This is a genomic window from Sorangium sp. So ce887 (assembly GCF_051521455.1).
GTDB lineage: Bacteria > Myxococcota_A > Polyangia > Polyangiales > Polyangiaceae > Sorangium.
On the sequence record NZ_CP150354.1, the window covers coordinates 2,191,488 to 2,216,202 of the forward strand.

Consider the following 24,715-nt stretch of genomic DNA (forward strand, 5'->3'; position numbering starts at 1 on the left):
CAAGGCGCTACCTGTAGTCACTTACCGTTGTAAGAGCTGCGGTCGTCTTGAATCGTTCGCACATGCCGTGGCCTAACAATTCATTCAAGCCGACGCCGCTTCGCGGCGCGGCTTGATTCAGGCGTTGGGCCTGAGGCTGATGTGCATCCGCTCCGCGATCTGCTCCGCATGGTCTTGCGCCGATAGGTAGCCTTCCCGCTTGCTGGGCAGACGAGCCGCGGAGGTGCCCATGGCGGCTCCCTCCACGCAACGGCGGTCCGCGCTCATGATGGCGAGACGGAAAGCGCGGCGCGATGGTTGGAACCGGCAGCAGGTCGCGACCGTGGCGCGTCTCTCTGAGGAGGCCAGCGACCGGCACGCCACATCCGGTGGCCAGGGGATGCGGTCGGGCCGAGCCGCGCTGCCGCCCCTCGACGAGAGCCGGGCATCCAAGAGCCGGGCCTCCCGATGGACCTCGAGCGAGAGAACGAACGCCCGGCTCACCCCCGCCTGCGCCGCCTTCGCCTCACGGTCCTACCGGCACCCTCCGTCTGTCCGCATGCGAAGGATGGACCTTCGGCGTCCGCTGGCGCATGCTAGGAGCATGCAAGCCCTCAAGATGCATGTGATGGTGGATGACACGGTCGTTCGTGCTCTGCCAGCCCTTTCGCCGCTCCGCGGTCAGCGCGTCGAGATCATCGCGCTCGGCGAGGCGCAGCCGCAGGCATCCGTCGCCCCGGTTGCAGGTGGCTTGCGTGGACAAATCCAGCTCAAAGACGACTTCGACGCCCCTCTTCCTGACGACGTTCGGCGAGCATTCGAGGGAGACGGGCCTTGAAGTGGCTTCTCGATACGCACGTCGTGGTCTGGTTTGCCGCTCAGCCCGAACGCTTGAGGTCGGAGGTCGTGGATGCGCTCCAGGACCCCGGCGCGCAGATACTCCTATCGGTCGCCTCCTGGTGGGAGCTTGCGATCAAGCACGCCCTCGGACGCCTGGAGGGTAGCCTGCCGCCGGAGCAGCTTCGAGCGTGGTGGCTCAGCTATCCGACGGTGCGAGAGCTGGCCATTGAAGCGGCGCACGTTTGGACGGCGACATCCTATCCACTGCACCATCGCGACCCTTTCGATCGAATGCTGATGGCGCAAGCTCAGATGGAGGGTGCAACGCTGATCACTTCGGATGACCTGCTGCGTGCCTACGCGGTGCCGATGCTCTGGGCGTGCAAATGATTGGCGGATGTCACAGGAGCGTTCTCCGAGCGGTTCCTGGGGGGCTCTATGATGTGATAGGAGATGGTCCAGCTACGCCCGCTGCCCTGCGTCGATACGGGTCTCGGTGCGGTCGGCGGTCGGATGGCTCTCGTTGCTCGATGACCGCTCGCGCGCAACAAGCTCAAGCCCAGGTCGCTCGTCCTGTCCGCCTCTTGACCAGGTAGGGGAGGGGCCGGCGAGCCCGCGCGTTACCTACGGCGCGAAGCGCATCGTATCGGCGGCGAAGCCGTCGCTGCCTCGGTTCGCCTTGTCGTGCGTCTCGTCCTCGACATCCGCGATGCCGCCCGGGCCCCCTGGGCCGATCTCGAACGTGACGCGATCCAGGCTGAGCTGCTCGTCGTCGGCATAGGCGATGCCGACCGAGGGCCCGCCGGAGCCCCCGCCGCCGTAGCCGCCCGTGCCGCCCCAGCCACCGTAGCCTCCTCGGCAGGCGTACTCGCCCCCCATGGCCGGCGCCCGCCCCGGCGGGCCTCCGCGGTGCACGTTCCCGCCGCGGGGAGCGTCCACCGCAAAGGCTGGTCCTGGGGCGACATCCGCGGCGAGGAGGACGCGCATCGCGCTCGGACCGAGCCCCGCGAGCATCGAGCTCACCCGGAACCAGAGGCCGAGGAGCAAGCTCTCGCGCGCCTTGATGGCGGCGAGGAGTCTCAGCGCGTCCAGATCGCTCACGTCGGTGCGGAGCGCCCGGACCGCGTGCTCGCGCGCGCTGCTCACGTCCCCGCGCCGGAGGAGCACATGCCCCATGAGGACGAGCGCGTCGGCGTGCTCAGGCTCGGCCTCCAGCGCGGCGCGCGCCCAGCGCTCGGCGTCGTCGACGCGGCCGCGCGCGAGGTGCGCATCGCCGAGGGCGACGAGCGTCCCGACGTCCTCCGGGGCCAGATCGAGCGCCTGGGTCAGGAACTCGACGGCGCGATCGTCGCGATCAGGGTACCGCTCCACGGCGGCGAGGCAGCGGCGGGGCGCGGGGTCCGATGGAGCGAGGCCACGGGCCGTGGCAACATGCTCCCGCGCCTCGCTCGGCTCCGGTGCGCGAGCAGGACGCGGCCGAGGACCATATGCGTGAGCGGCGCCTCGGGGGACAGCCGGCGCGCCGTCTGCGCCTCGATGAGCGCCGCCCCGAGCCATTTCAGCCGCAAGAGGCAACGGCGAGCAACGCGTGCGCACGCGGCTCGTCCGGATCGAGCGTGAGCGCCCGGCGGACCCCGTCGATCGCGGCCGGGAGTCGCCCGCGATCAAGCGCGTTCACCGATTTCACCCGCGCAAAGCGCCCCGCGGTGCTCATGCCGACCGAGGTGAGCGCTCTCCTGGATCGCATGACCGGCGTTCCGCGACGCATGGCCTCCCTCCTCCACGGCGCCGGCCTCCGTCTGCTTGAATGCGCCGAGCTCCGCGTGAAGGGCCTCGACCTCGATCGCCGCGAGAGCCTCGTTCGCGACGGCAAGGGCGGGAAGGATCGAATCACGAGGCTGCCGCTCCGCCTCGTCCCCCCGCTCCGCGATCACCTCACCGCCGTGCGCGCCCAGCACGCCGCCGATGTCGCGGCTGGCGCCGGCTGGGTGGCCCTCCCCGACGCCCTGGACCGCAGGTATCCGAACGCCGGCCGGGAATGTCCCTGGCCATGGGTCTTCCCCGCGACGCGCCGCTATCGCGACAGGGAGACAGGTCAGCTCCGGCGGCATCTTCTGCACGAGAATGGTGCGCCAGCGCGTGGTGCGCGAGGCCGCCCTCGCCGCCGGTCGATCGAGGCGCGCGAGCTGCCACACCCTGCGTCACGCCTTCGCCAGGCACCTGCTGGAAGCCGGCTACGACATCCGCACGATCCAGGAACTCCTCGGCCACCGCGACGTGAGCACGACGAGGATCTCCACCCACGTGCTGAACCGCGGCGGCCTGGCCGTCCGCAGCCCCCTCGACGGCCCCTTCGGTCCAAGGGTGTGAACGGACCGGGTTGTGTCCGGCAACCTCCCGATGAGGCGGCCGCGCCGTGTCACCCAGGTGGGACGCGGCGCGACGCGGCACGACGCCTCCGGCTGCGCGTCCGCCGCGCCCCTTCCAGGCGCCCCCGGCCCCCAGGAAAGACGGCGGTTGTCGCCGGTGCTGGACGGATCTGCCCTATGGCGCTGGACAGCATCTGGGCCTTGCGGCGCAGAGCCGATCCGTGAGACTTTCCGCGAGGGATGTCACAAACGGCGACGATCTAGACAGACCTGGTCCGGCGGCTTCGGTTGACCAATCGACTGATAGTTGGGCAGACATGAGCGGGACGACGCTAGCAGCCATCCTTTCAGATTGGACCGACGTCGACGTCGCAATGCATGTGCTTGCATGCAGTGTCGGGCTCATGCCCGACCAGTCGGCGATGCGCGACGCCAAGTGGGTGTACTGGTCCAACAATCCGCTCGGGAACGAGTTGATCGTCTTGCTCGATCGGTTGACTGTTCTCGGAGAATGCCAACAGGTTTGAGACAGGCCAGACGAGAATCCTATGAGTGGATCGCGCTGAGGGGCGGGTTCCGGCTCTGGGCAGCATCCGGTCGAGGTCGGAGCGGCCGCGGCACGGCGGTGGGCGTGGCGCCAGGTTCGGGCGCGGCGCTGGTCGTGCCCGTGTGCGTGGGCGCCGCGGCCTCTCCGGCAGCATCGTCAACGGACAGCGGGTTGATGGCTACCGAAGCGGGCGGCCTGCGCACGACGGGCGGCCCGTTCGGGAAGCGTTCCGGATGCGCGGCGTAGGCCGTGTCCAGGGCGACCTGGCGCCGAGCCGCGATATCTTCGACTCGGCCGTAGAATACATCAGCAGGTGTGAAGAGCGCAAGTCCAGAATGCTGATGAAGGTCGTTATACCAGCTGAAGAACTCCTGGCACCACGCTCGTGCATGAGCCAGCGAGGCAAAGCGGTCCGGATAGTCTGGCTGGTACTTGAGCGTCTTGAACTGCGACTCGGAGAAGGCGTTGTCGTCGCTGACGTGAGGCCGGCTGAAGCTACGAACGACGCCGAGCGAGCCGAGGAGCTGAGCGAGCCCCTCCGACCGCATCGCGGAGCCGCGGTCGGCGTGCACCGTGAGCGAGCCGGGCTCGACGCCGTGGCGGGCGACGGTCTCTGCGAAGAGGTGCTCGGCAAGCTCCGCGCTCTCGCGCTCGGCGAGCAGCCAGCCAACGGTCATGCGACTGAACAGGTCGAGGACGACATACAGGCAGTAGAAGACCCCAGGCAGCGACCCGCGCAACTTGGTGATGTCCCACGTCCAGATCTGGTTGGGAGCCGTGGCGGTAAGCGTTGGCTTGGCATGCGTCATCGGTCCACGCTGGGCGCGCCGCTCCCCGCTCTCGCCGGAGGCGGCGAGCAGCCGGTACATGGTGCGGATGGAGGCGAGGTAGACGCCGCGCGACAGCAGCGTCGCGTAGACCTCCGGCGGGGGCTGGTCGACGAACTCCTCGCTGTGCAGCACGTCGAGCACGGCTTGCCGCTCGGGGTCGCTGAGCCGGCGTGGGCTCGGAGCGGGCCCGGTCAGCGCGGACGGCTTCGCGGGCTGAGTCTGCCGGTAGAGCGTGGCGCGGCTGACGCCGAGTGCCGCACACGCCTGGGAGATGGGGACGTGCGGGTCATCGAGCTCTTCGATGACGTCCATCAGCGCTCTTCGTCGTTCGTGAGGTTGATGCCCAGAATGGCAGAGACTTTTTTTTGGAGGTCGATGAGCTTCTCAGCGAGCGCGAGCTTCTCCTCGAGCCGCGCCGAGCGCTTCTCGAGTTCGGCGATGCGCCGGTCCTTCGCGTCGTGCTTCGGCTTGCGGCCGGGCTTGCGCCCCGCGAGAGCCTCGCTGCCGTGGAGGGCGAGCTGCTTGCGCCAGGCCGTCAGGAGGGAGCTGTAGATGCCCTCGCGGCGCAGCAGCGCCTCGATGTCCCCGCGCTGGGTGCACGCGGCCGCCTCGCGAACGATGCGCAGCTTCTCCGCCGCCGAGAACTTCCGCCTCTTGCCCCGCTTCGGCACAGTCTCGACGGCGACGCCACTCGGGCGGGGAGCAGCGCCCTGCGCCGCTGGGGCGGGGGTAGGATCGACGGATCGGAGATGGGAAGGCTTCGGCACGAGTCAGGTCCATTCTCCGCCCTCTCACCACAGATTTCCAGGGGGAGCTTGTCTCACCCGACGTTGGCACAGAGGGTCTCGGCTTCCTTGAGAAGCGAGACGAGCCGGACCTCCAGTATCGGGCATGCCCGGAATTTCGAGCGAATCTCGACATCGAACGCGTCTGGCAAACGGTGGCTGCCAAGAAACGTCCGGTGCTTGGTCTGACCCTGGTCGTTCTCCGGTGCGCGAATCTCGAACTTTCGAAGCAGTTCTATGAAGCCCTTGGCCTCTCATTCAACCCTGAGCAGCACGGTTCAGGACCGCCTCACTATTCCACTCTACTGGGCGAAACGGTTCTGGAGCTTTACCCGGCGGACACGACGCCGGGCACGCCCATCCGACTGGGCTTTGTCGTGCCCCACCTCGATGGAGCCGTTGGAGCCGCGCGCGCTCTCGGTGACTTCGTTGCCAAGTTCGACAGCAACGCCTGGCCGCCTCGAGCCCTGCTCCGCGATCCTGACGGCAACAAGATCGAACTGACAGCACAGAGCGACTGATGGTGCCCAACAAGGCGTTGCAACTGACTGGCTTGTCGTTCAGCCTTCGGCTTCGCTATGCCTCCAGCAGCTGAACGCCATACGTTGGGCCGTCGTGCCGTGGAGTGGGGAGTGGTCGCCGCCCCCTCCGCCATGGCGCCGCCATCCCTGAGCTGGCTCTCTCCTCGCGTTTTCCCGTCGTTTCGTGTCGGCATGGGCTGTCCTCGAGGCCGACCGCCATGCCGACGCTCGAGCACAACGCCCTCGTCGAGATGTTCCGTGAGGACCCGGCGCTCGCGCCCCGCTTGCTCGCGACGCTCTTCCACGTCGAGGTGCCGCCGCACGCCTCGGTCGCGGTTGTCGAGTCGTCGCTCGACCAGCTCATCCCGGTGGAGTTCCGCGCTGACCTGGTGCTTGAGCTTCGAGACGCGAGCGGCACGCTCGTGCTGGCGATCGTCATCGAGGTCCAGCGCGACGTGGACCCGGACAAGACGTTCTCGTGGCCGGCGTACGTCGCGGGCGTGCGCGCCAGGAAGCGCTGCCGCACGATCGTCCTCGTGATCGCACCAGACGCCGGCGTGGCTGCCTGGGCGGCGGAGAACATCGATCTCGGCCTGGGCCTCGGCCACGTCGGCCGGCTCGACCCGGCGGACGCGATGGTCTACTTTCAGCTCATCTGGAACGGGTTGCGTGAGCCCATGCGGCAAGCTCTGGAGGCGTTGGTCATGGAACGGCAGATCGAAGGCGAGGCGACTTTTCCCCCGTTCGTGCAGAAGCTCATCGATCGCGGCAAGCTCGAGGGCACGCGTGAGGGCACGCGTGAGGGCAAGCTCGAGGGCATGCGTGAGGGCAAGCTCGAGGCAAGAGGGATACGCTGTTGCGGCTGCTCGCGCGTGCAGGGATCGTGCTAAGCGAGAACGAGAGCGCGCGCATCCAGGCGTGCACGGACATTGCGACCCTCGACCGCTGGATCGATAACGTCCTTGGGGCGAAGACTGCCGCCGAAGTGCTCTCCTGAGAGTCGACGGATGCGGCCCAATATCGCCAGGGCGTTGGACCGACTCCTCGAACGGCTTCGCGGCCGAGTGAGAATCAAGATGAAGGGAACCAAGTTCACGACCCCCGATGACTATGTCGCAGCACTCGACGGCTGGCGGCGCGAGTGCGTGAGCGGACTACGCAAGGCGGTTCTCTCTGCGCCTCAGCTTGAGGAGGTGATCAAGTGGGGCCACCTTGTTTACCTGTGCAACGGGCCTGTATTGCTGATTCGCGCGGAGGAGGAGAGGGTCCTGTTCGGGTTCTGGCGAGGCAAGCGCCTACGTGAAACCGAGCCGCGTCTGAAGCCGAGCGGCAAATACGAAATGGCGACGATCGAGCTCCGTGAAGGAGACTCCATGAAGCCAACAGCTGTGCGCCGACTCGCGAAAGAGGCTCAAGCACTCAACGATGAGTTCGGCGATCCCAGAGATGTTGCGAAACCGACCTCGCAGCAACGAGGAAAGAAGACGGGCCGCGGGTAAGAGCGGCCCAACAAGCCGCTGCAGCTGACCGGCTTCGCCGGCAGCTGAGCGGCAAAGCGTTGGGTGGGCGAGAAGGCATTTCTATGGCGTGCGGGAGGCGAAAAGATGCTGGAGCAGCTGCCGAGATTGCAAATCGCACCACCGGTGTCCATCGGAAATGCTGTCGCGTACGACGCTGATCGCGCCTGAGTATGTCGCTTCGATGTACGAGGTACACTTTACGTAACTCGGCTCGCCACAGCTGACGGTGCTGTCGGCGGTCGAACGGCTCTCGTTGCACGATGACCGCTCGCGCGCAACAAGCTCAAGCCCAGCTCGCTCGTCCTCCCCTGCTCCCGATCGGGCAAGGGGGAGCAGTCGGGGGCGGCAATCCCGGGCGCAGACCCTACGGCGAGAAGCGCATCGTCTCGGCGGCGAAGCCGTCGCTGCCTCGGTTTGCCGTGTCGCGCGTCTCGTCGAGCACATCCGCGATGCCACCCGGGCCCCCTGGGCCGATCTCGAACGTGACGCGATCCAGGGTGAGCTGCTCGTCGTCGGCATAGGCGATGCCGATCGAGGGCCCGCCGGCGCCCCCGCCGCCGTAGCCGCCCTTGCCGCCTCCGCCGCCGTAGCCGCCTCGGCAGGCGTATTCGCCCCCCAATTCCGGCGCCTGCCCCGGCGGGCCTCCTTGCACACCCTGCCCGCCGAACTGGCCTCGACCCCCCTGGCCTCCACCGCCGCCCGTGCCCGTGATGACGCGCGTTTCCCGCAGCGTCAGCTTGCTGCCGGCATGGGCGAAGATCGCGATGCTCGCGCCGCCCGCGCCGCCGCCGCGGCCGCCCGAGCCGCCGCAGCCGCCGCCGCCGCCCGAGCCGCCCGATCCTCCTCCCAGCGCCGCGTTGCCGCAGGCGCTCCGGCCGCCCGGCGCGCCGCCGCCGCCGCCGCCCCCCTGGCCAGGCGCTCCCGTGCCGCCCTGGCTGCCAGGCACGCCTTCCCACCCGGCCTCGGTGAGGCGTCCACCCTGGCCGGCGACGCCGGGCGCGCCCGGCACGCCGTCTCCCCCACGGCGGCCGTCCTCGCACCGGGCGCCGTCTTTCCCGCCCGCGCCGCCTAGGCCTACGTCCCTGGAGTTCGGGGCCGGCAGCGGCTTGCCGTCCTCGGCATCGCCACCGCGGTCCGGGGTCCCGTCGCCCCCTTTGCCGCCCGTCGACACCATGTCTCCGCACACGGTCGTCACGGCGGGCGCGCCGGCCACGGTCGCTGCCGAGCAAGCGTCCCTGCCGATCGCTCCGATCTCCCCGTACGCTGGCTGCGGATTAACGTAGACCGCATCCTCGCCGTGCTTGCCTCCTCCTCCCCTGTCCGCCTGGATCACGCTTCGAAGCACCTCCACGTTCGCGCCCGGCTGGAGCCTCATCGCGATGGAAGAGCGATCCGGCTGCAATCTGCGCTCGTGCTGCACTTGCATGTCCACGATCGTCGATATGCCGTCGGTGGCCCCCGCGCCGTCGTCCTGCGCTGCCACCACGGTGATCGGGGGACCCCCCTCGTTTGGTGAATAGAGGATCGCCGGCTTGTTGGTCACCCCTTCCGTGTAGTGTCTCCATCTCGACCAGCAAGCGAACCCGCCCCACAGATCGATGCCGGAGCGCAACGTGATGCCCTCGGCGTAAGAGTCGGTGCAGGCGAACACCCGCCCGCGAGCACGCGGCGCGAGCGCGACCGCACGGGCGAGCGTCTTCACCGGTTTCTCCATCGTGCCGGGATTGCTGTCGTCTCCAAACGACCGGCTCGCGAACACCCCGCACCCGGCCTGCACGCGCAGCGCGGCGAGCCCCTCGAGACACTCCTCCTCCGAGGCCGCGGGCTCTGGGTCGCAGGTGCCCCCCTCCGCGCACGGTGGGCCGAACGGCTCCGCTCCGCACCCCAGGGCGGCCGGAGAGGACAGCAGCACGATCCATGCAGCGGCTGTGATCTTCATGATCCTCTCTCCCTGATCATTCCCGTGCGAACGGCCTCATTGGGGCGGCACAATCAGCTCGGGGAACTCCCAGAGGACGGCGGTCTGGCCGTTCTCCGCTTTGGCGTTATCGTCGTTCGGATCGCCTCCGACTCCGCCGGCACCAGAGGCTCCCCAGGCCCAGTTTGCGCTCTCCGTGAGGTGAACGCTGCTGTCCACGAGCGCGATGGTGATGGATACGCCCCCGAGCCCTCCGCCGCCATGGCCGCCTTTGCCTCCGGCGCCACCCCAACCCCCGTCGCATGCAAAGTAGGCCGCGGGGGCGATAGCTCCACGGGGGCCCGCTGGCCCGCCCCAGCCACCCTCTTGCCCCCGCCCCCCGTTGCCGCCGCGACCTCCATCGCCGGTGATCATAGCGGTCCTGTCCACCAGGACGTGAGCATGCAGCGCGATGATCCCGAAGCTGCCGCCTCCGTAGCCACCGCCTTGGCCACCGCGCCCTCCGCAGCCGCCGGCCCCGCCCGAGCCGCCGGACGGTCCGCCTTGCGGATCCACTGGGCGGCACTGCCCGTTCGTTCCGACGCCGCCCCCACCGCCGCCCCCTTGGCCGATCCGCCCGTTCTGGCCGTCCTGTCCCGAGAACCCCTGCCAGCCGCGCGCGCTGATGCTTCCGTACTTGAGCCGGTCCTCCACTCCCTTCCCGGCACCGACCCCGTTCGCGCCGGGCTCGCCATCGTCGCCCCACTCGCCGGGCGTACAGGTCATCGCCCCGCCTTTTCCCCCTTCACCATCGTCCACCGAGCCAGACCCCGGTGCCACGCCAGGCGCCGGTACGCCTTCCGCGCCGTCGCCGCCCGCAGCGACGTCGCCCTCGCCGCCCGCACCGCCGATCGACGTCGTGCCGTCCTCGCACACGGTCACCGCGGGCGGAGCGCCCTCGGTCCAGTCCGCCAGGCACCCATCCCCCCCCTTTTGGCCACCCACCCCATCCGGCGCCCGCCACGGCGTGTCCTGGGGAGCGCTCTCCCCATCCGCCCCATCCGCGCCATTCCCCGCCAGGATCTCGCTCGACACCACGTCCACCGCGGCGCCCTCGCGCACGATCATCCCGATGGACGACCCGCCGGGCCGGATCGCGTCCGCCGCCACGAGCCGCACCCCGAACACCGCCGACGTCATGCTCGCCTGGCGCGCCTCCACGGTGAGCGGCACCCGCTCCGGCTCCGGCGCGATCCCGGTGAAGCTCTCCACGCCGCCCCAGGTCCACGCCTCGGCGGCGCAGTCCCGCCCGCCCCAGATCGCGACGCCCGACGGCAGTACGACCGCCTCCGCGAAATCCTCCGCGCAGGCGTACACCCGCCGCGTCCCCCCGGGCTCCGCGGCCTTCTCCACCGCGCGCCGCAGCGTCCTGACGGGCGCCTCCCTCGTCCCGTCGCTCGCGTCGTCCCCGCGCCGCGCGACGAACACCCCGCACCCGTCCTTCGCCGGGCTCGTCGCGGGATCGCCATCGCACGGTGACGCCGGCAGCACGGGCGGCGTCTCGCCGGGGAGCGGCTCGCAGCTGTAGGTCGCCGCGCAGTCCGCGGCATAGGAACACCCGGCGCCCCCCGCGGCGCTCGCGCAACAGAGCGCGATCACCGCGACCGAACGCAGCGCTCCTCGACCTCGCGTCCCGCGCATCCCCATCGCCCCGCTTCGCCTCACCAGACGCCCTGAAGAACGAGCCCGGCCTGCGTTCCCGCCGCGCTCGGGACCACCTGGACGACCTCACGGGCCGGCGTGTCGCCCAGGAGCCATCCCTCCGCGAGGAACGACGCCGCCGTCGCGACCCCGAACACGGCCCCCGTCGCCAGCGCCACATTGCCGAGCGTGGCGAACCGATCCCGCTCGGCCACCTTCTTGCGGATCTCCGTGCACGCCGAGGGAGCGTTCGGCCACCAGCAGGTCGTCGACGTCCAGCCTCGCCGGCGGCGCACCACGTCCCGCTCGGCCAGGTTGCCGTCGAGCACATCGGCCCGCAGCAGGAGCACCGCGCCCGCCCCCAGCGCGGCCGTCGCCAGCGCCGCGCCCCCGATCCGCAGCTCCGTCACGGGGACCGCCGGCCGCGCCGCCGGCCGCGCCGTCGGATCCGCCGCCCGCACCGGGCCGCCGCCGGCCGCCTGCGGCGCGCCGCGCTCCGGCGCGCGACGCAGCTTCAGCGTCAGCGAGCTGTCCTTGCCTGCCTGCCCCTCGAACGCGCTCACCACCTCGGCGTGGCCATCCAGCCGCGCCCGCACGGTGTGGTGCCCCGGCTCCAGGAACAGCTCGTACGTCGGCGCCGGGCGACCCAGCGTCTTTCCATCGACAAGGACCTCGGCGTCCGGTGGATTCACACCCAGGTAGAACGTCACCACCCGGCGCTCGGCCTTCTTCAATCCCTCTTCGGCCCGCTCCGCCAGCCCGCTGCGGAGCGCGTCACGGTGCCTCAAGCTCTGCGCCAGGTGGTCGGCCGCGTCTCGATACCTGCCCAGCGCGAGCTCGCACAGCCCGAGCTCCGCGGCGATCTCGGCGCGCTCCGCGTCGGTCGTCCACGCCGCGTCGGCCGCCTTCAGCGAGAGCTCGTACGCCGCCTCGGCCTCGACCCACCGCCCCGCATCGCGCGCCTCCCGAGCACGGCGCAGCGAGCTCGCCAGGATCGATGTTTCGCGCGGACCCGAGACCGCATGGGCCTCGCTTGCGCTCGCCACGCCCTCCACCACCGCGACGACTCCCATGAAGACGCACGGCAAGAAGGAGCAGAGCGCGTGACGCACGCCACCCTGAGTACTCTTTCGCGCGGGCCCATGTCAACGCGCCGTTTCCCGGAACCGCCGGGAATTCTCGTTCCCGACCGCGTTCAGGACGGCCAGAATCGTCACCGGATCGATGAACGAAAGAGAATTGGAGCATCGATGAAGGAATGTCTTTGTGTCTTGATTCCACCAGGGGGCTCACGAGGGCGGAATGAGGAAGGCGGCCATGGCGTCGCCGGGCATCGGAGCAGCTCCCCCGGCGGGCAGCGCTGCGATCCGAGGGGAGGGACCCTCGCCGGCCTCATGTTCCCCCTCTTCGCGAACGCGTACGGTGGCGCCGTCTGTCCCACCCTCTTCCCGGGGCTCGGTCGATTGTTGAACCTTCGGACCGGGCTCGGATCGTCTGCTGGATCGTGGACCGAGCAACGCCGACCCCTCCTCCGCCCGCGCGCGCGAAGTCGCTCCTCGCCTATGTCGGAGTGCCCACCCGGGATCTCGAGGACGTCATGCAGGACGCGATGATCCGGTTGTGGGAGAGGCGAGAGCAGGTCCGAGCGGCCGGGAACCCAGGCGCCTTTCGCGACAGCGTCGTGCTGAACACGGCCCGCGATCACCGCCGGCGAGCGCGCAGGCGCGAGGAGGCGCTCACGGGCTTTGATGAGACGGCGCTCCGCGATGAGCGTCCGAGCCCCGAGGAGCACGCCATCGCTCGCCAGGAGGCGGCCCTCGTGCGGCAGCTCATCGAGCAGATCGGCGAGCGGGGCCGCGGGGTCTTCATCGCGTGCGAGCTCCTCGAGCGGCCGATCGCCGACGTCGCCCGAGAGCGGGAGATCCCGCTGGAGACCGCGCGAAGTCGCCTGCGCCGGGCCTGGGAGGAGTTCGAAGAGGCGGCGGCCCGGTGGGAAGCGAGGCACCGAGACCGCGGCGCTCGCCGGCTGCGCGCGGTCCTGTTCCCGCCCTGGCTCTGCGCGCGGCGCCGGCCGTGGCGAGACGGCCCCACGCGCTCGATGGCGAACGGGATGGTCATCGCCTTTGCGGCGGCGCTCGCCGTGCTGGTCACGAGCCACGCCGAGCCGGCCGGGCCCGTCCAGAGCCCCAGGGCTGCCCTGGTCTCGACCGCGATCGCGCCGCCGAGCGCGCAGGCCGCGAGCGAGCCTGCGGAGGCCACGTCCACGCCCGCCCGCTCGGCGCATGGAGCGCCGGTCAAGGCCTCTCTCGCCCCCGCCGCGCCGGTAGGCCGGCCAGCGAGGCAGCGCCCGGCGGGCGGATCCCGCGAACGAGATCTGGTCGCCCGCGCGCGGACAGCCGTGGAGGCCGGTGACATCGTGTCGCTCGTCGAGGCGCGACGCCTGCTGGAGGAGCACGGACGGAGATTCCCGCGCGGGCGCCTTTCGGCGGAGCGCGAAGCGCTGCTCGACCGGCTCAGGTGAAGGCCGCGCGGTAGGCCATGTCCGAGCGCGAGGCGGCCTTCGTGACGAAGGTCGCGCTGCACCACCGTGGTTCGTGGTCGCAGCCAGCGGGGGATTGAGCGCCTCGTGAGCGGGCTTGTCCGCGCGCGAGCGAGGATCCTCACGGAGCATTCACGTTTCACCTGGAGGCGAGCCATGGAGTTTCCGGCGCTGCCGCCGCGAGGGGCGATCGTGCATTCCATCGGATCACGCAGCTTCGCCGAGGAGTCGGCCCCTGTGGCGCGGCACGACAGGACGGCTCGTCCGGTCGCGTCCAGCGCGCCTCGCGTCGCGCCGCGGACGACGGTGCCGCCGGGATCTCCGTACAACGGGGGGAAGCCTGGGGCGGACATCGGCCGTGAGCATGCCTTCAGCACCCTCTTTCAGGCGGAGACGATCCGGCGCGTCCACCGGTGGCTCGGGAAGCTCCGCGTGCCGGAGCGCGATCGACACGACCTGAGCCAGGAAGTGTTCCTCGCGGCGTGGACGAGCTTTGGCCGCCACGACCCGGCGCGCGGCTCCGTGGCGCGGTGGCTGAACGGCATTGCGGTGAACCTGGCCGCGCACTACCACGCGAAGGCCTCTCACCGGCGCGAGGTGCTCACGGATCCGGAGGAGCTGCGCAAGGCCAGCGGCAGCGCGACGGCCCTCGATCACCTCCTCGCCGAGGAGCGGCGGAACGTGCTGAGATCACTCGTCCTGGAGCTGCCGTTCGAGCTGCGTTCGGTGCTGGTCCAGCGCGACCTCTTCGAGATCTCCATGAAGGAGATCGCGGAGACGAGAGAGATACCCCTCAGCACGGTGTACAAATGGCGCACCAGGGCGCTCCACGTCGCGCGGGGAGCGCTCGCGAGGCGCCTCGCTGCGGAGTAACCGCTCGGGCCGTCATCGGCTGTCCTTTTCCGTGAAGCCGAGCACGTGCATGCCGAACGAGGCCGCGAGGAGGATCGCCGCTTCGAGCGGAATGCGGGCGCCCTTCACGCGGTTCTTCGCCGGATCGATGAACAGATCCTGGGACCGAGGGAACTGCGCGTTTCCAAGGTCGCAATCCTCGAAGCGTGTCCCCGCGAAGCGGCACTCCTCGAACACGGCCCCGACGAGGTCCGTCGCGGCGAAGACCGACTCGGTGATCGCGCACCGCTCGAAGCGCGTCTTGCGCAGCGCGAGCGAATCCATGATGACGTATCGCATGTCGCAATCCTCGAACGACACGTCGGGGTATTTCGTGATGTTCGTCCAGTTGATGCCCATCAACTTGCAGGAGTTGAACGCCACGCCGCGCAGCGAGAGCATGGTGAGGTCGGCTTTGGTCAAATCGCAGCTCTCGAACACGCAGTTCTCGAGCCGCGCGCGCGTCCAGCGGCTCTCGCCGAGCTTCGAACGCCGGAACACACAATCACAGAAATCTCGGCCGCTCAGGTCCGCCCGTTCCAGAGTGAGCCCATCGAACGTCTCACCGTCGAATGAGTCCTTCCCTTCGAACGGATCCGTATTCCCTCGAGAGATCCCTCCATCGCCGCCAGCGCCGGGTTTGGGAGTATCGTCGATGTTCAGCCGTCCTCGTCGAGCCATTCCCTGCTCCAATCCACTGAGCGTTCTAGATATAATGTCATCGTTGGGCGCGGGTCGTCAAGGCGCTCCAACGCCACCGTAGCTCACGGTGGCCCGTAACCGCCCAGCCAGGGGCATCCAGAATGCGGCTCGACCAGATGACGCGCCGAGCGAGCTTGCCCGGGAACAAGAGCGTGTTCTCGCCAAGCGACTCCGCCTCTCGGAGCAGCTCGGCCTCTCGAGCCGCGCTCAGCGTGTAGGCCGCCGCGCCGCGGGACGGCGGCGGTGCGCCGTCCGCGTCGCTCGAAGCGCGCTTCCGGGGGGCCTTCCTGGTCGTGGAGGACGCGAGGATGGGTGCCTTCGGTGCCATGACGAACCGTCGCCTCCTTGTCGGGGGTCAGCGCCCCTCTGGACGGAAGGGCGGATGATCCGACAAGCGTATCGGCACCTGAGGAATCCCCTCAAATTTTTGGGAAAATTCACAGGGAGGCGGGGAGGCGGGGAGTAAAATCTCAGAAAAACTCCCCGCCTCCCCGCCTCCCTGTTCAATTCCCCGCTGTATACGGGCACAAAATGAGGGGGTTCCCCAGTATCGGCACACCAGGGACTCTGGCCAGAAAAGGAGAGCGCGGCGCTCACGTCGCAAGCAGCTCCGTGGTTCCCGCGGAGGGGTGCGCAGGAGGGGAAAATGTTGCGCAGTTGACGCCGATGCGTGCGCAGGAGGGCGCTGAGGCGGCGCAGCAGGGGTGGCGGCGGTGCGCAGGCGTCGAACCAGGGCTGCACACGACGCCCACAGGGGCGCGCAGGACGGTGCCGGGGCCGCGCAGGAGCCAAGCAATTGTGACACAGGACACCCACGTGGCTGCGCAGCCGAGGCGCCGGGGCCGCGCAGGAGGGCGCCGGGGCCGCGCAGGAGCGCGCCGGGGCTGCGCAGCAGGGGCGCCGGGGCCGCGAGGAGGGCACGGGGGCTGCGCAGCAGGGGCGCCGGGGCCGCGCAGGAGCGCGCGGGGGCTGCGCAGCAGGGGCGCCGGGGCTGCGCAGGAGGGCGCGGGGGCTGCGCAGCAGGGGCGCCGGGGCTGCGCAGCAGGGGCGCCGGGGCTGCGCAGGAGGGCGACGGCGCGGCGCAGGTCTTGGCGCCCGCCGCCGGGACCGAGCCCAGGTCCGGCGGCCGGGCCTCTCGCTCGGCTCAGCTCATCTCGAGGAAGAGCCGATCCGGATCCTCCAGATACCCGATGATCTCGTACGCAAAAGCCGCCCCCACGTGACCGTCGATGATCCGGTGGTCGAACGACAGCGACAGCAGCATCACCTCGCCGATCACGATCTGCCCGTCGCGCACCACCGGCTTCTGCTTCATCTGGTGGATCCCGAGGATCGCGACCTCGGGGAAGTTCAGGATCGGCGTCGCGAACAGCCCCCCTTGCTGGCCGAGCGACGTGATCGTGAACGTCGAGCCGCCGAGATCCTCCGGCTTCACCCGCCCCGACTTCGTGTCCTCGCCGAGCCGCGCGATCTCCTTCGCGATCCCGAGGACGCTCCGGCGATCCGCGTCGCGCACGACAGGCACGATGAGCCCGGCCTCGGTCGCGGAGGCGATGCCGATATGGTAGCTCTTTCGGACGACGATCTCCTGCGCCGCCTCGTCGAAGGCGCTGTTCAGCGTCGGGTGCTTCTTGAGCGCGGCGACCACGGCCTTCACGAAGAAGGGCAGGAACGTCAGCTTGACGCCCTCCTTCTCGGCCAGCGGGCGCAGGCGCGCGCGGCGCTCCTTCAGCGCCGAGACGTCGCACTCCTCGACGAAGGTGAAGTGCGCCGCCGTGTGCTTCGACCGCGACATCCCCTCGAAGATCCGCTTGCGCACGCCGCGCAGCGGGATGCGCTCGTCGCCCGGCGCCGCCGGCAGCCCGCGGCCGCGCTCCCCCTCGGGCCGGACCGCCGCGCGCCCGCGGTCCTCTTCCTCCAGCAGCTCGCCCGCCATGCCCGCCGCGCCCGCCGGCCGCCTCGGCGCCACCTCGGACAGCACCGGCGTCGCCTCGGCCCCCTCGGGCGCCTCCAGCGCCCGCACGTCGTCCTTCGTCACGCGGCCCCCCGGGCCGGTCGGCGGCACGCGCCGCAGGTCGACCCCGAGGTCGCGCGCCAGCTTGCGCGTCGCCGGCGTCGCGAGCGGCTTGTCGTTGAAGTAGGCCGCCTGGCCGGCGCCCATGCTGCCGTTCGCCCACGCAGGCCGCGTCGGCGCCACGAGGTTCATCCCCGGCAGGTCCTCCTTGATGTCGCCGACCGCCGTCGCCGCAGGCTCCGCGGGGCCCGTGTTCGCCGCGGATTGCCGCATCCCCGTCCCCGACGCGGGCGACGCGGTCGCCGAGCGGTCGTCGAGGTCGAACACAACGAGCACCGAGTGGACAGGGACCACCCCGCCCACCTCGCCCCGCGTCTCCACGATCCGGCCCGAGCGCGGCGACGTGATCGTCACCGTCGCCTTGTCGGTCATCACCTCGACCATCGGCTGGTCCTCGGCGACCACGTCGCCCGGCGACACAAGCCAGGTCACGATCTCCCCCTCCATGACACCCTCGCCGATGTCCGGAAGCCTGAACTCGTACTTGCCCATGCGTCAGTACCTCGCCATCTCGAGGATCGCCGGAAGGATACGATGCGAGAGCGGGAGGTACTCGTTCTCGAGGGTGTAGGGGAAGGGCGTGTCGAAGCCCGTGATCCTGAGCGGCGGCGCCTCCAGGTGGAGGAACGCCTTCTCGTTGACCAGCGCGACGAGCTCGGCCCCGAGGCCGCAGCTCTTCGGCGCCTCGTGCACCACGATGAACCGGCCCGTCCGCTTCACCGACTCGATCACCGTGTCGATGTCGAGCGGCCACAGCGTGCGCAGGTCGATCACCTCGCACTCGATGCCCTGCGCGGCCGCCTGGTTCGCCGCGTCGAGCGCCTCGTAGAGCATCGCCCCCCAGACCACGAGCGTCACGTGCCAGCCCGGCCGGACCACCTTCGCCTGGCCGAGCGGGACCGTGTAGTCGCCGTCAGGGACGTCCCCCTTCGCCGCGCGGTAGATGCGCTTCGGCTCGAAGAACAGCACCGGATCGGGATCCCGGATCGACGAGAGCAGGAGCCCCTTCGCGTCGGCCGGGTTCGACGGGCACACGACCTTCAGGCCCGGCACGTGGATGAACTGCGCCTCGGGCGACTGCGAGTGGTAGTGCCCGCCGCGGATGCCGCCGCCCACCGGCGTGCGGATGACGAGCTTCGACGGGTACTCGCCGCCCGAGCGGTAGCGGTACTTCGCCAGCTCGGACACGATCTGGTCGTACGCGGGATAGATGAAATCGGCGAACTGGATCTCCGGGATCGGCACGAGCCCGTAGAGCGCCATCCCGATCGCCGCCCCCACGATCCCGTTCTCCGAGAGCGGCGTGTCGATCACCCGGTCGTCCCCGAACTCGTCGAACAGGCCTTGGGTGACGCGGAACACCCCGCCGACCTTGCCGACATCCTCGCCGAGCACGACGACCCGCGAGTCCCGCCGCATCTCGTGGCGTAGCGCGTCGTTGATCGCCTGGACCATGTTCATCTGAGGCATGCTCTTCGTCTCCGTCTCTCGGCCAGAAGGTGGGAGTGCAACCTCACAGGCGCCCCCGCTCCCCTGGGGACCCCGTCGATCGCGGGCAGCGGCGCCACCCCGGCCGTCGGCGCTGCCCGGCGAGCCGCCCCCGCCCGACAACGCCGTCCACGCCGCGCCCGCGCGGCCTAGCGGCCTCCGTGGCCCTTGGGCCTCGGGCCCGCCTTGAGCTGCTCCCGCTGCTCGACGAGGTGCCAGGGCGGCTCCGCATAGACGTCCTCGAACATCGAGTCGAGCGACGGCGGCGCCACCTTCTCCGAGACCGCGATGCAGGCCTTGACCTCCGCGTCGACCGCCACCTCGATCTCGCGATCCTGCGCCTCGGTCCAGCCCTGGGTGCGCTCGAGGTGCCGCCGCAGCCGCTCGATCGGGTCGAGCCGGCGCCACGGGTCGAGCCACGCGTCGGGGCGGTACGCCTTGGGATCGTCGCTCGTCGAGTGGCCCGACAGGCGGTACGTCATCGCCTCGATGAGCGTCGCGCCCTCGCCGCGCGCGGCGCGCGCGATCGCGTCGCGCGCCACCTTCACCACCGCGAACAGGTCGTTGCCGTCGACCCGCACCGCGGGGACGCCGTACGCGACGCCCTTGGACGCGAACGTGTTGCTCGACGTCTGGCGCTCGGTCGGCACGCTGATCGCCCAGCCGTTGTTGCGGCAGAAGAAGACGACCGGCACCTTGAACACGCCCGCGAAGTTCAGGGCGCTGTGGAAGTCGGACGAGCTCGTCGCGCCGTCGCCGAAGTACACGAGCGTGGCGAGCTCGTCGCGCCTCAGCTTCGCGGCCCACGCGAAGCCGACGGCCTGCGTGATCTGCGTGCCGATGGGCGAGCTCACCGAGCCGAAGTGCCCCTCGCGGTAGGTGTAGTGGTCCGGCATCTGCCGCCCCTTCACCGTGTCGTTCGCGTTGCCGAACATGTTGTCGATGTACCGCTGGAGCGGCAGCCCCCGCCAGAGCGCGGCGCCGAACTCGCGGTAGCACGGGAACACCCAGTCCTGAGGCCGCGTCGCGGAGACGCTGCCGAGGACCGCCGCCTCCTCGCCGAGCGAGCCGATGTGGAACCCGATGCGCCCTTGCCGCTGCAGCGCCACGAGGCGCTCGTCGAGCTGGCGCACCCGCACCATGGCCCTGTAGAGGGTGATCACCTCCGACGGGGCGAGCTTCGGATCGTGCGCGGGATCGAGCGAGCCGTCGTCGCGCAGGACCTTGATCACGTCGTCGGCACACGTGTCGAGCGGGTGCCGGGCGACGGCAGCCTGCGGCTCCAGGCTTGCCCCTGAGACGTTGGGCGGGCGGTCGGTGGAGTACGTCGCGGTGCTCATCGGCTCGCGGGGACACTAATCAAAGGCGCTGCCCGAGACCAGTGCCGAGACGCGCCGTTCGCTCATTCACTTCACGCGCGTCGTTGACTCGTCGCAGCGATCTCGTCGCGGGTTTGACTCGCCGCGGCGAGGCCGAACCCGGCGTGCGATCTCGTCGCGCGTCCCACACCGCACGCCGTGGTGCGGATGTCCCGGCTAGACGTTCCCGGGCTCGGACGCCTGCGCGAGCGCCTCGTCGACCGCGGCCACGTCGAGCTTGAACCCGCGCGCGAGCTGCTCGAGCACGCCGTGCTCCTGCGCGTCCACGCCGCCCGAGGCGGTCGCCATGAACGCCGCCACGCGGAGCACCTCGCGCTGATGCTCGGTCCGCCCGATCGTGCGGGCGACCATGGTGATGCGCTTCTCCATCCCGTCCTCGGCGAGCATCTCGCCGAGGTCGGCGAGCAGCGCCTCGAGCTGCTTTTCGTGGACGAGGTTCTGGCAAGCGTCCACGACGATCGCCTGGAAGCGCTTGCGCTCCGCCTCATCGAAGTGGCCGTCGGCGTTCGCGACGAGGAACGCGGCCTCGATGATCGTCTCGAAGAGCGCCACCGCGGCCGGATCGAAGCCGGTGGGCATCGTGATGTCCTCGATCGGAGGCCGCGCGCTGTAGGCCCGCGCGGCCTGGGAGAGGATGGATGCCACGCGCGCGCGGGGCGTCTGTGTGCCGGTGCGCGGGGCGCCGGGAGCGATGCCGCGGGGGCGCCTATCGATGGGAGCGGACATCGTGGTCTCTGACCCTCCTGCCGTCTTCCACGCTCGGCCAATCGCCGGGAAGCGTCAAGGCGCTTGCGGTGGCCGGCGCGGTGGCGGCCGTCCCGGGGGCGGGGCGGCGCTACCTGCGGACGAGAGAGGCCGCGGGGACGAGCCGCGCGGGGCTGGCCGACGCCGCCGCCGGGCCATCGGGAGGGAAGGGCTCGTCGGGGGCGAGCTCTGCAGAGAGGCGGGCGGCCTCGCGGCGCGCCACGGCGAGCCGCTCCTCCAGGAGCGCCTCGACGTGCGCCGCGCCCGCGGGGGCCGCGCCCGCCGGGGCGCCGGCGGACAGCTCCGCCGGGTCGCGGTCGATGAGGCTGCGGACGAAGACCTCGGCGGCCTTGTAGCTCGACCGCACGAGCGGCGCGCTGGCGGCGTAGAGGAAGCCCATCTCGAGCGCCGCCCGCGCGAACGCGGCGAACGTGTCCGGCTCGACGAAGCGCTGCACGGGCGCGTGCTTCGACGAGGGGCGCAGGTACTGGCCGAGCGTCACGATGTCGACCCCCGCCGCGCGCAGGTCGCGGAGCGCCTCCAGCACCTCGTCGTCGGTCTCGCCGATGCCGACCATGATCGAGCTCTTCGTGAGCCGCCGCGGCGCCGGCGCGCCGCGCTCGGCCGCGTCCGCGGCCATGCGCCGCTGGCGGTCCTTCGCGCGCCGGAGCACGGCGAGCGACTGGTCGTAGCTCGAGCGGACGTCGCGGATGGCGCGCGTGATGCGGCGGACGACCTCCACGTTGTGGGCGAAGACGTCGGGCCCGGCGTCGACCACCGCGTCGACGGCGCTCATGTGGCCCTGGAAGTCGCCGACCAGCGTCTCGATGAGCAGGTCGGGGCGGAGCGCGTGCAGGCGGCTCACCGTGCGGGCGACGTGATCGGCGCCGCCGTCGAGCAGGTCGTCGCGGTTGACCATCGTCATCACGACGTACTGGAGCGAGAGCCGGGCGATGGCGCGGGCCACGTGCTCCGGCTCGCGCACGTCGACCGCGCCGCGCGGGTCGCCGGTCGTGACCGCGCAGAAGCGGCAGCCGCGCGTGCACACGTCGCCGAGGAGCATCACCGTCGCGGTCCCCTCGCGCCAGCACTCGCCGACGTTCGGGCAGCGCGCCTCCTCGCAGACCGTGTGGAGATCGAGCTTGCGGAACGTTTCCTTGAGGTGGTGGTAGGTGTCGCCTCCAGGAGCGCGGACCTTGAGCCATTCAGGCTTGGGCGAGAACTGCGCCATCAGGGGTGTCCTTAGCCCATGCGGCGGGTGGGGGCGAGGGGGAGGCGGACGGCGTCAGCCGGCCGGCGGCACGGAGCGGCTGATCTCGCGCGACGTCAGCTTGCCGCGCTCGGTGAAGATGGCGGTGATGAGCTCCGAGGGGGTGACGTCGAAGGCGGGGTGGCGGGCGGGCACCCCGGCCGGGATGATGCGGCGACCGCCGACGACGGCGACCTCGTCGCTGCTCCGCTCCTCGATCGGGATCGACGCGCCGGTGTCGGTCGCGAGGTCGAGCGTGCTCCACGGGGCGGCCACGTAGAACGGGACGCCGTGGTGGCGCGCCAGGCAGGCGAGGCCGTAGGTGCCGATCTTGTTCGCGACGTCGCCGTTCCGCGCGATGCGGTCGGCCCCGACGACGACGGCGCCGACCTCGCCCTTCTGCATGAACCACGCGGCCATCGAGTCGGAGATCACCTCGACGGGGATGCCATCGCGCTGGAGCTCCCAGGCCGTGAGGCGGGCGCCCTGGAGGTACGGGCGGGTCTCGCACGCGAGCACGCCGATGTTCTTGCCCTCGGCGATGGCGGCCCGGATGATGCCGAGCGCCGTGCCGTAGCCGCCGGTCGCGAGCGCGCCGGCGTTGCAGTGCGTGAGGACCGTGCCCGACTCGGGCAGGCGGGCGGCGCCGGCGCGGCCTATCTGGTGGCAGGCGACGACGTCTTCCCGGTGGATCTCGCGCGCGAGCGCGGCGAGCTCCCGCGCGCGCTCCTCCCCGCGGCGCCCCGCGTGCTGCAGGGCCTCGGCGAGCATGCGCCGCACGGCCCACCCGAGGTTCACGGCGGTGGGCCGGGCGGAGGCGAGGTGCTCCGCCGCGGCGCGCATGGCGGCGAGGTAGCCGGTGGCGCCCTCGCCCCGGGCGGCGCGCGCGGCGAGCGCCATCCCGTACGCGGCGGCGATGCCGATCGCCGGGGCGCCGCGGACCGCCATCGTCCGGATGGCCTCGGCGATGCCGGCGGCGTCGGCGAGGGTCAGGTAGCGCTCGCGCTCGGGCAGCTCGCGCTGCTCGAGGAGGAACACGCGGTCGTCGCTCTGCGCGAGCTCGACGGCCGAGTAGTCCGCGCCGGAGATGGCCTCGGCCGGCGCCCACGGCGGCGTCGGCCGCGCGCCGTCACTCCCCTGCTGCGACGTCTGTTCTGCTTCGAAGCTCGTGCTCATTCAGCGCCTCCCGTTCGAGCTTGACGGCTCCCCCTGCGATCCTGCGTCCGTGCCCGACCCCTCGGCGCTCGCGGCGAGCCGGCCGCGGATCTCCTCGGCGACGGTCGCGAAGTCCTCGGCCGCCTCGGCCTTGCGGCCCGCGAGGTAGGCGCGGAGCGCGTCGGCGGCGAGCAGCGCGAGGCTCCCGTTGATCCCGCGCGACGTGAGCGCGGCGATCACGTCGCCGTTCTTGAGCAGCGTCTCGAGGTCGTCGAAGACCGCGGCGAGCTCCGGCCCGGGATCGATCCCGCCGCCGCCACCGGGGCGCGTCTCGTTGTCGTCGTCGCGGCTCACGCGTCGCGCCTCATTTCGTGGTGGTGGTCGCCTTGGGGATCGCGCTGAAGGGGAAGTGCGGCGGCTCGACGCCGGGCACGCACTGGTACCTGGAGAAATCGGTGACGCCCTCCTCGCGGAGCAGGGCCTCGTCGATCCACGCCTTGCCGCGCCGGGCCGACGGCTCGCGCGAGAGCAGCGCGAGCGTCGCGTCGGCGAGGATGTCGGCCTTGCGCCAGAGCTCCGGGCCGCCGAGGCCGAAGTTCATGGTGGCGAAGCTCTCGATCGCGGTCGCGGGCCAGAGGGCGTGGGCCGTGATGTTGTGCTCGGCGTACTCGCCCGCGACCGCGTGGGCGATCATCGTCATGCCGAACTTCGAGACCGCATAGGCGCCGTGGTGGGCGCAGGCGTCGGCCTCGACGGGGGGCGACATCATGATGATATGGCCGTACTTCTGCGCGATCATGTGGGGGAGGACGGCCTGCGAGAGGGCGAACGACGCGCGCACGTTGATGCCCATGATGAGGTCGAACTTCTTCATGGGGGTGTCCACGACGTCGGCCCACCAGAGCGCTCCCGCGTTGTTGATGAGCGCGTCGACGCGCCCGAAGCGCTCGACGGCCGCGGCGACGGCGCCCCTCGAGGCCTCGTCGTCGCGCACATCGAGCTTGATGGGCAGCGCGCGGCGGCCGAGCTGCTCGACCTCGCGGGCGACGTCGTGGATCGTGCCCGGGAGGCGCGGGTTCTCGGCGACGTCCGTCTTCGCGGCGACGACGATATCCGCACCCTCCCGCGCGCAGGCGAGGGCGATGGTCCGGCCGATCCCGCGGGAAGCTCCGGTGATGAAGACAACGCGGTCCTTGAGGCGCATGGAGGGCGGTCATAGCACAGGAGCCGGCGAGGGTGCGGCCCCGCGGCGCGTGATCGGGCGGTCTTTCTGTTGCTTGCGTTGTTGGCGTTGCTCGCGTTGCTTGTGCCGCGTGTGCCACCTCGCGCTCGCGCGGCACGAGGCGCGAGGCAGGCTCTGCCGTGGACGGGAGCGGGCGAGGGCCCTCATGGGCGCGCTGTGACGCCGCGATGAATGGGGGGCGCCTCCAGATGTCAGGGGGCTTTCAAAGTCTGACGTGCGCAGCTCGCCCGGGACGAGCACACCGAGCTCCAGACGAGACCTC

The 24,715-nt window shown here is 70.7% G+C and carries 25 protein-coding genes; 9 read left to right on the forward strand and 16 right to left on the reverse strand.

Going from position 1 to position 24,715, the window contains the following annotated elements:
* The first annotated feature begins 583 nt into the window (after window positions 1-583).
* Window positions 584-817: a hypothetical protein gene (locus WMF36_RS08225; protein ID WP_437579059.1), complete on the forward strand. Its 234-nt coding sequence runs from the start codon at window positions 584-586 to the stop codon at window positions 815-817.
* Entirely contained in the window at window positions 814-1,209 is a 396-nt protein-coding gene (locus WMF36_RS08230) for a type II toxin-antitoxin system VapC family toxin (RefSeq protein WP_437579060.1), read from the forward strand. Before WMF36_RS08225 ends, WMF36_RS08230 begins: the two co-directional genes overlap by 4 nt.
* Before the next feature lie 234 nt (window positions 1,210-1,443).
* Here the strand turns inward: WMF36_RS08230 and WMF36_RS08235 are convergent, their stop codons facing one another.
* The gene (locus tag WMF36_RS08235; RefSeq protein ID WP_437579061.1) at window positions 1,444-2,190 is read right to left on the reverse strand and encodes a tetratricopeptide repeat protein; all 747 of its coding nucleotides are present in this window, start codon (window positions 2,188-2,190) and stop codon (window positions 1,444-1,446) included.
* 293 nt (window positions 2,191-2,483) lie between these two features.
* Window positions 2,484-2,939: a hypothetical protein gene (locus WMF36_RS08240; RefSeq protein WP_437579062.1), complete on the reverse strand. Its 456-nt coding sequence runs from the start codon at window positions 2,937-2,939 to the stop codon at window positions 2,484-2,486.
* 4 nt (window positions 2,940-2,943) lie between these two features.
* Here WMF36_RS08240 and WMF36_RS08245 point away from each other — a divergent pair, with 4 nt between their 5' ends.
* Window positions 2,944-3,189, forward strand: coding sequence for a tyrosine-type recombinase/integrase (locus tag WMF36_RS08245; protein WP_437579063.1), 246 nt, complete (start codon window positions 2,944-2,946; stop codon window positions 3,187-3,189).
* Window positions 3,190-3,505: 316 nt separating this feature from the next.
* A complete protein-coding gene (locus WMF36_RS08250; protein WP_437579064.1) occupies window positions 3,506-3,715 on the forward strand; it encodes a hypothetical protein in 210 nt (69 codons plus the stop codon).
* A gap of 19 nt (window positions 3,716-3,734) precedes the next feature.
* Here the strand turns inward: WMF36_RS08250 and WMF36_RS08255 are convergent, their stop codons facing one another.
* Both WMF36_RS08255 and WMF36_RS08260 read right to left on the reverse strand, forming a co-directional pair.
* Complete coding sequence (locus WMF36_RS08255) at window positions 3,735-4,877, reverse strand: IS3 family transposase (protein ID WP_437573833.1); 1,143 nt, start codon at window positions 4,875-4,877, stop codon at window positions 3,735-3,737.
* Complete coding sequence (locus WMF36_RS08260; protein ID WP_437573832.1) at window positions 4,877-5,236, reverse strand: transposase; 360 nt, start codon at window positions 5,234-5,236, stop codon at window positions 4,877-4,879. Before WMF36_RS08260 ends, WMF36_RS08255 begins: the two co-directional genes overlap by 1 nt.
* 269 nt (window positions 5,237-5,505) lie before the next feature.
* Between WMF36_RS08260 and WMF36_RS08265 the strand changes: the two genes are divergently transcribed.
* The 3 genes from WMF36_RS08265 (at window position 5,506) to WMF36_RS08275 (ending at window position 7,370) form a co-directional block, all read left to right on the forward strand.
* Window positions 5,506-5,871, forward strand: coding sequence for a VOC family protein (locus WMF36_RS08265; protein ID WP_437579065.1), 366 nt, complete (start codon window positions 5,506-5,508; stop codon window positions 5,869-5,871).
* A gap of 218 nt (window positions 5,872-6,089) precedes the next feature.
* Window positions 6,090-6,761: a hypothetical protein gene (locus WMF36_RS08270; protein WP_437579066.1), complete on the forward strand. Its 672-nt coding sequence runs from the start codon at window positions 6,090-6,092 to the stop codon at window positions 6,759-6,761.
* A gap of 186 nt (window positions 6,762-6,947) precedes the next feature.
* Window positions 6,948-7,370 carry a DUF1801 domain-containing protein gene (locus WMF36_RS08275; protein WP_437579067.1) on the forward strand — a complete coding sequence of 141 codons (423 nt, stop codon included), beginning with the start codon at window positions 6,948-6,950 and terminating at the stop codon, window positions 7,368-7,370.
* Window positions 7,371-7,755: 385 nt separating this feature from the next.
* On the opposite strand, the gene WMF36_RS08280 is transcribed toward WMF36_RS08275, so the two are convergent.
* The 3 genes from WMF36_RS08280 to WMF36_RS08290 form a co-directional block, all read right to left on the reverse strand.
* Window positions 7,756-9,330 (reverse strand): hypothetical protein, encoded by a 1,575-nt coding sequence (locus WMF36_RS08280; protein ID WP_437579068.1) that lies wholly within the window; start codon window positions 9,328-9,330, stop codon window positions 7,756-7,758.
* A gap of 36 nt (window positions 9,331-9,366) precedes the next feature.
* The gene (locus WMF36_RS08285; protein WP_437579069.1) at window positions 9,367-10,947 is read right to left on the reverse strand and encodes a hypothetical protein; all 1,581 of its coding nucleotides are present in this window, start codon (window positions 10,945-10,947) and stop codon (window positions 9,367-9,369) included.
* 62 nt (window positions 10,948-11,009) lie between these two features.
* Window positions 11,010-12,101, reverse strand: coding sequence for a PEGA domain-containing protein (locus tag WMF36_RS08290; protein WP_437579070.1), 1,092 nt, complete (start codon window positions 12,099-12,101; stop codon window positions 11,010-11,012).
* Between the two features lie 392 nt (window positions 12,102-12,493).
* Here WMF36_RS08290 and WMF36_RS08295 point away from each other — a divergent pair, with 392 nt between their 5' ends.
* Window positions 12,494-13,510 (forward strand): RNA polymerase sigma factor, encoded by a 1,017-nt coding sequence (locus WMF36_RS08295; RefSeq protein ID WP_437579071.1) that lies wholly within the window; start codon window positions 12,494-12,496, stop codon window positions 13,508-13,510.
* A 174-nt stretch (window positions 13,511-13,684) separates the two neighbouring features.
* A complete protein-coding gene (locus WMF36_RS08300; RefSeq protein WP_437579072.1) occupies window positions 13,685-14,401 on the forward strand; it encodes an RNA polymerase sigma factor in 717 nt (238 codons plus the stop codon).
* Window positions 14,402-14,413: 12 nt separating this feature from the next.
* Here the strand turns inward: WMF36_RS08300 and WMF36_RS08305 are convergent, their stop codons facing one another.
* The 9 genes from WMF36_RS08305 to WMF36_RS08345 all read right to left on the reverse strand — a co-directional run bounded on the left by WMF36_RS08305 (window position 14,414) and on the right by WMF36_RS08345 (window position 24,414).
* Entirely contained in the window at window positions 14,414-14,920 is a 507-nt protein-coding gene (locus tag WMF36_RS08305; RefSeq protein WP_437579073.1) for a pentapeptide repeat-containing protein, read from the reverse strand.
* A gap of 1,345 nt (window positions 14,921-16,265) precedes the next feature.
* Window positions 16,266-17,687, reverse strand: a complete 1,422-nt coding sequence (locus WMF36_RS08310) for a dihydrolipoamide acetyltransferase family protein (RefSeq protein WP_437579074.1) — start codon at window positions 17,685-17,687, stop codon at window positions 16,266-16,268.
* 3 nt (window positions 17,688-17,690) lie between these two features.
* Entirely contained in the window at window positions 17,691-18,665 is a 975-nt protein-coding gene (locus WMF36_RS08315; protein ID WP_437579075.1) for an alpha-ketoacid dehydrogenase subunit beta, read from the reverse strand.
* A gap of 167 nt (window positions 18,666-18,832) precedes the next feature.
* Entirely contained in the window at window positions 18,833-20,023 is a 1,191-nt protein-coding gene (locus WMF36_RS08320; RefSeq protein WP_437579076.1) for a thiamine pyrophosphate-dependent dehydrogenase E1 component subunit alpha, read from the reverse strand.
* A 195-nt stretch (window positions 20,024-20,218) separates the two neighbouring features.
* Window positions 20,219-20,788: a tellurite resistance TerB family protein gene (locus WMF36_RS08325; protein ID WP_437579077.1), complete on the reverse strand. Its 570-nt coding sequence runs from the start codon at window positions 20,786-20,788 to the stop codon at window positions 20,219-20,221.
* Window positions 20,789-20,897: 109 nt separating this feature from the next.
* Window positions 20,898-22,037, reverse strand: coding sequence for a lipoyl synthase (lipA, locus tag WMF36_RS08330; RefSeq protein ID WP_437579078.1), 1,140 nt, complete (start codon window positions 22,035-22,037; stop codon window positions 20,898-20,900).
* Window positions 22,038-22,091: 54 nt separating this feature from the next.
* A complete protein-coding gene (gene mtnA / locus WMF36_RS08335) occupies window positions 22,092-23,231 on the reverse strand; it encodes an S-methyl-5-thioribose-1-phosphate isomerase (RefSeq protein WP_437579079.1) in 1,140 nt (379 codons plus the stop codon).
* A complete protein-coding gene (locus WMF36_RS08340; protein WP_437579080.1) occupies window positions 23,232-23,564 on the reverse strand; it encodes a hypothetical protein in 333 nt (110 codons plus the stop codon).
* 10 nt (window positions 23,565-23,574) lie between these two features.
* Window positions 23,575-24,414 carry an SDR family oxidoreductase gene (locus WMF36_RS08345; RefSeq protein WP_437579081.1) on the reverse strand — a complete coding sequence of 280 codons (840 nt, stop codon included), beginning with the start codon at window positions 24,412-24,414 and terminating at the stop codon, window positions 23,575-23,577.
* Window positions 24,415-24,715 lie beyond the last annotated feature (301 nt).

Coding starts and splice junctions, on each gene's coding strand:
- WMF36_RS08225 (WP_437579059.1), top strand. CDS start 584: ATGCAAGCCCTCAAGATGCATGTGATGGTGGATGACACGGTCGTTCGT.
- WMF36_RS08245 (WP_437579063.1), top strand. CDS start 2,944: ATGGTGCGCCAGCGCGTGGTGCGCGAGGCCGCCCTCGCCGCCGGTCGA.
- WMF36_RS08250 (WP_437579064.1), top strand. CDS start 3,506: ATGAGCGGGACGACGCTAGCAGCCATCCTTTCAGATTGGACCGACGTC.
- WMF36_RS08255 (WP_437573833.1), bottom strand. CDS start 4,877: ATGGACGTCATCGAAGAGCTCGATGACCCGCACGTCCCCATCTCCCAG.
- WMF36_RS08270 (WP_437579066.1), top strand. CDS start 6,090: ATGCCGACGCTCGAGCACAACGCCCTCGTCGAGATGTTCCGTGAGGAC.
- WMF36_RS08275 (WP_437579067.1), top strand. CDS start 6,948: ATGAAGGGAACCAAGTTCACGACCCCCGATGACTATGTCGCAGCACTC.
- WMF36_RS08280 (WP_437579068.1), bottom strand. CDS start 9,330: ATGAAGATCACAGCCGCTGCATGGATCGTGCTGCTGTCCTCTCCGGCC.
- WMF36_RS08300 (WP_437579072.1), top strand. CDS start 13,685: ATGGAGTTTCCGGCGCTGCCGCCGCGAGGGGCGATCGTGCATTCCATC.
- WMF36_RS08310 (WP_437579074.1), bottom strand. CDS start 17,687: ATGGGCAAGTACGAGTTCAGGCTTCCGGACATCGGCGAGGGTGTCATG.
- WMF36_RS08315 (WP_437579075.1), bottom strand. CDS start 18,665: ATGCCTCAGATGAACATGGTCCAGGCGATCAACGACGCGCTACGCCAC.
- WMF36_RS08320 (WP_437579076.1), bottom strand. CDS start 20,023: ATGAGCACCGCGACGTACTCCACCGACCGCCCGCCCAACGTCTCAGGG.
- WMF36_RS08325 (WP_437579077.1), bottom strand. CDS start 20,788: ATGTCCGCTCCCATCGATAGGCGCCCCCGCGGCATCGCTCCCGGCGCC.
- lipA (WP_437579078.1), bottom strand. CDS start 22,037: ATGGCGCAGTTCTCGCCCAAGCCTGAATGGCTCAAGGTCCGCGCTCCT.
- mtnA (WP_437579079.1), bottom strand. CDS start 23,231: ATGAGCACGAGCTTCGAAGCAGAACAGACGTCGCAGCAGGGGAGTGAC.
- WMF36_RS08345 (WP_437579081.1), bottom strand. CDS start 24,414: ATGCGCCTCAAGGACCGCGTTGTCTTCATCACCGGAGCTTCCCGCGGG.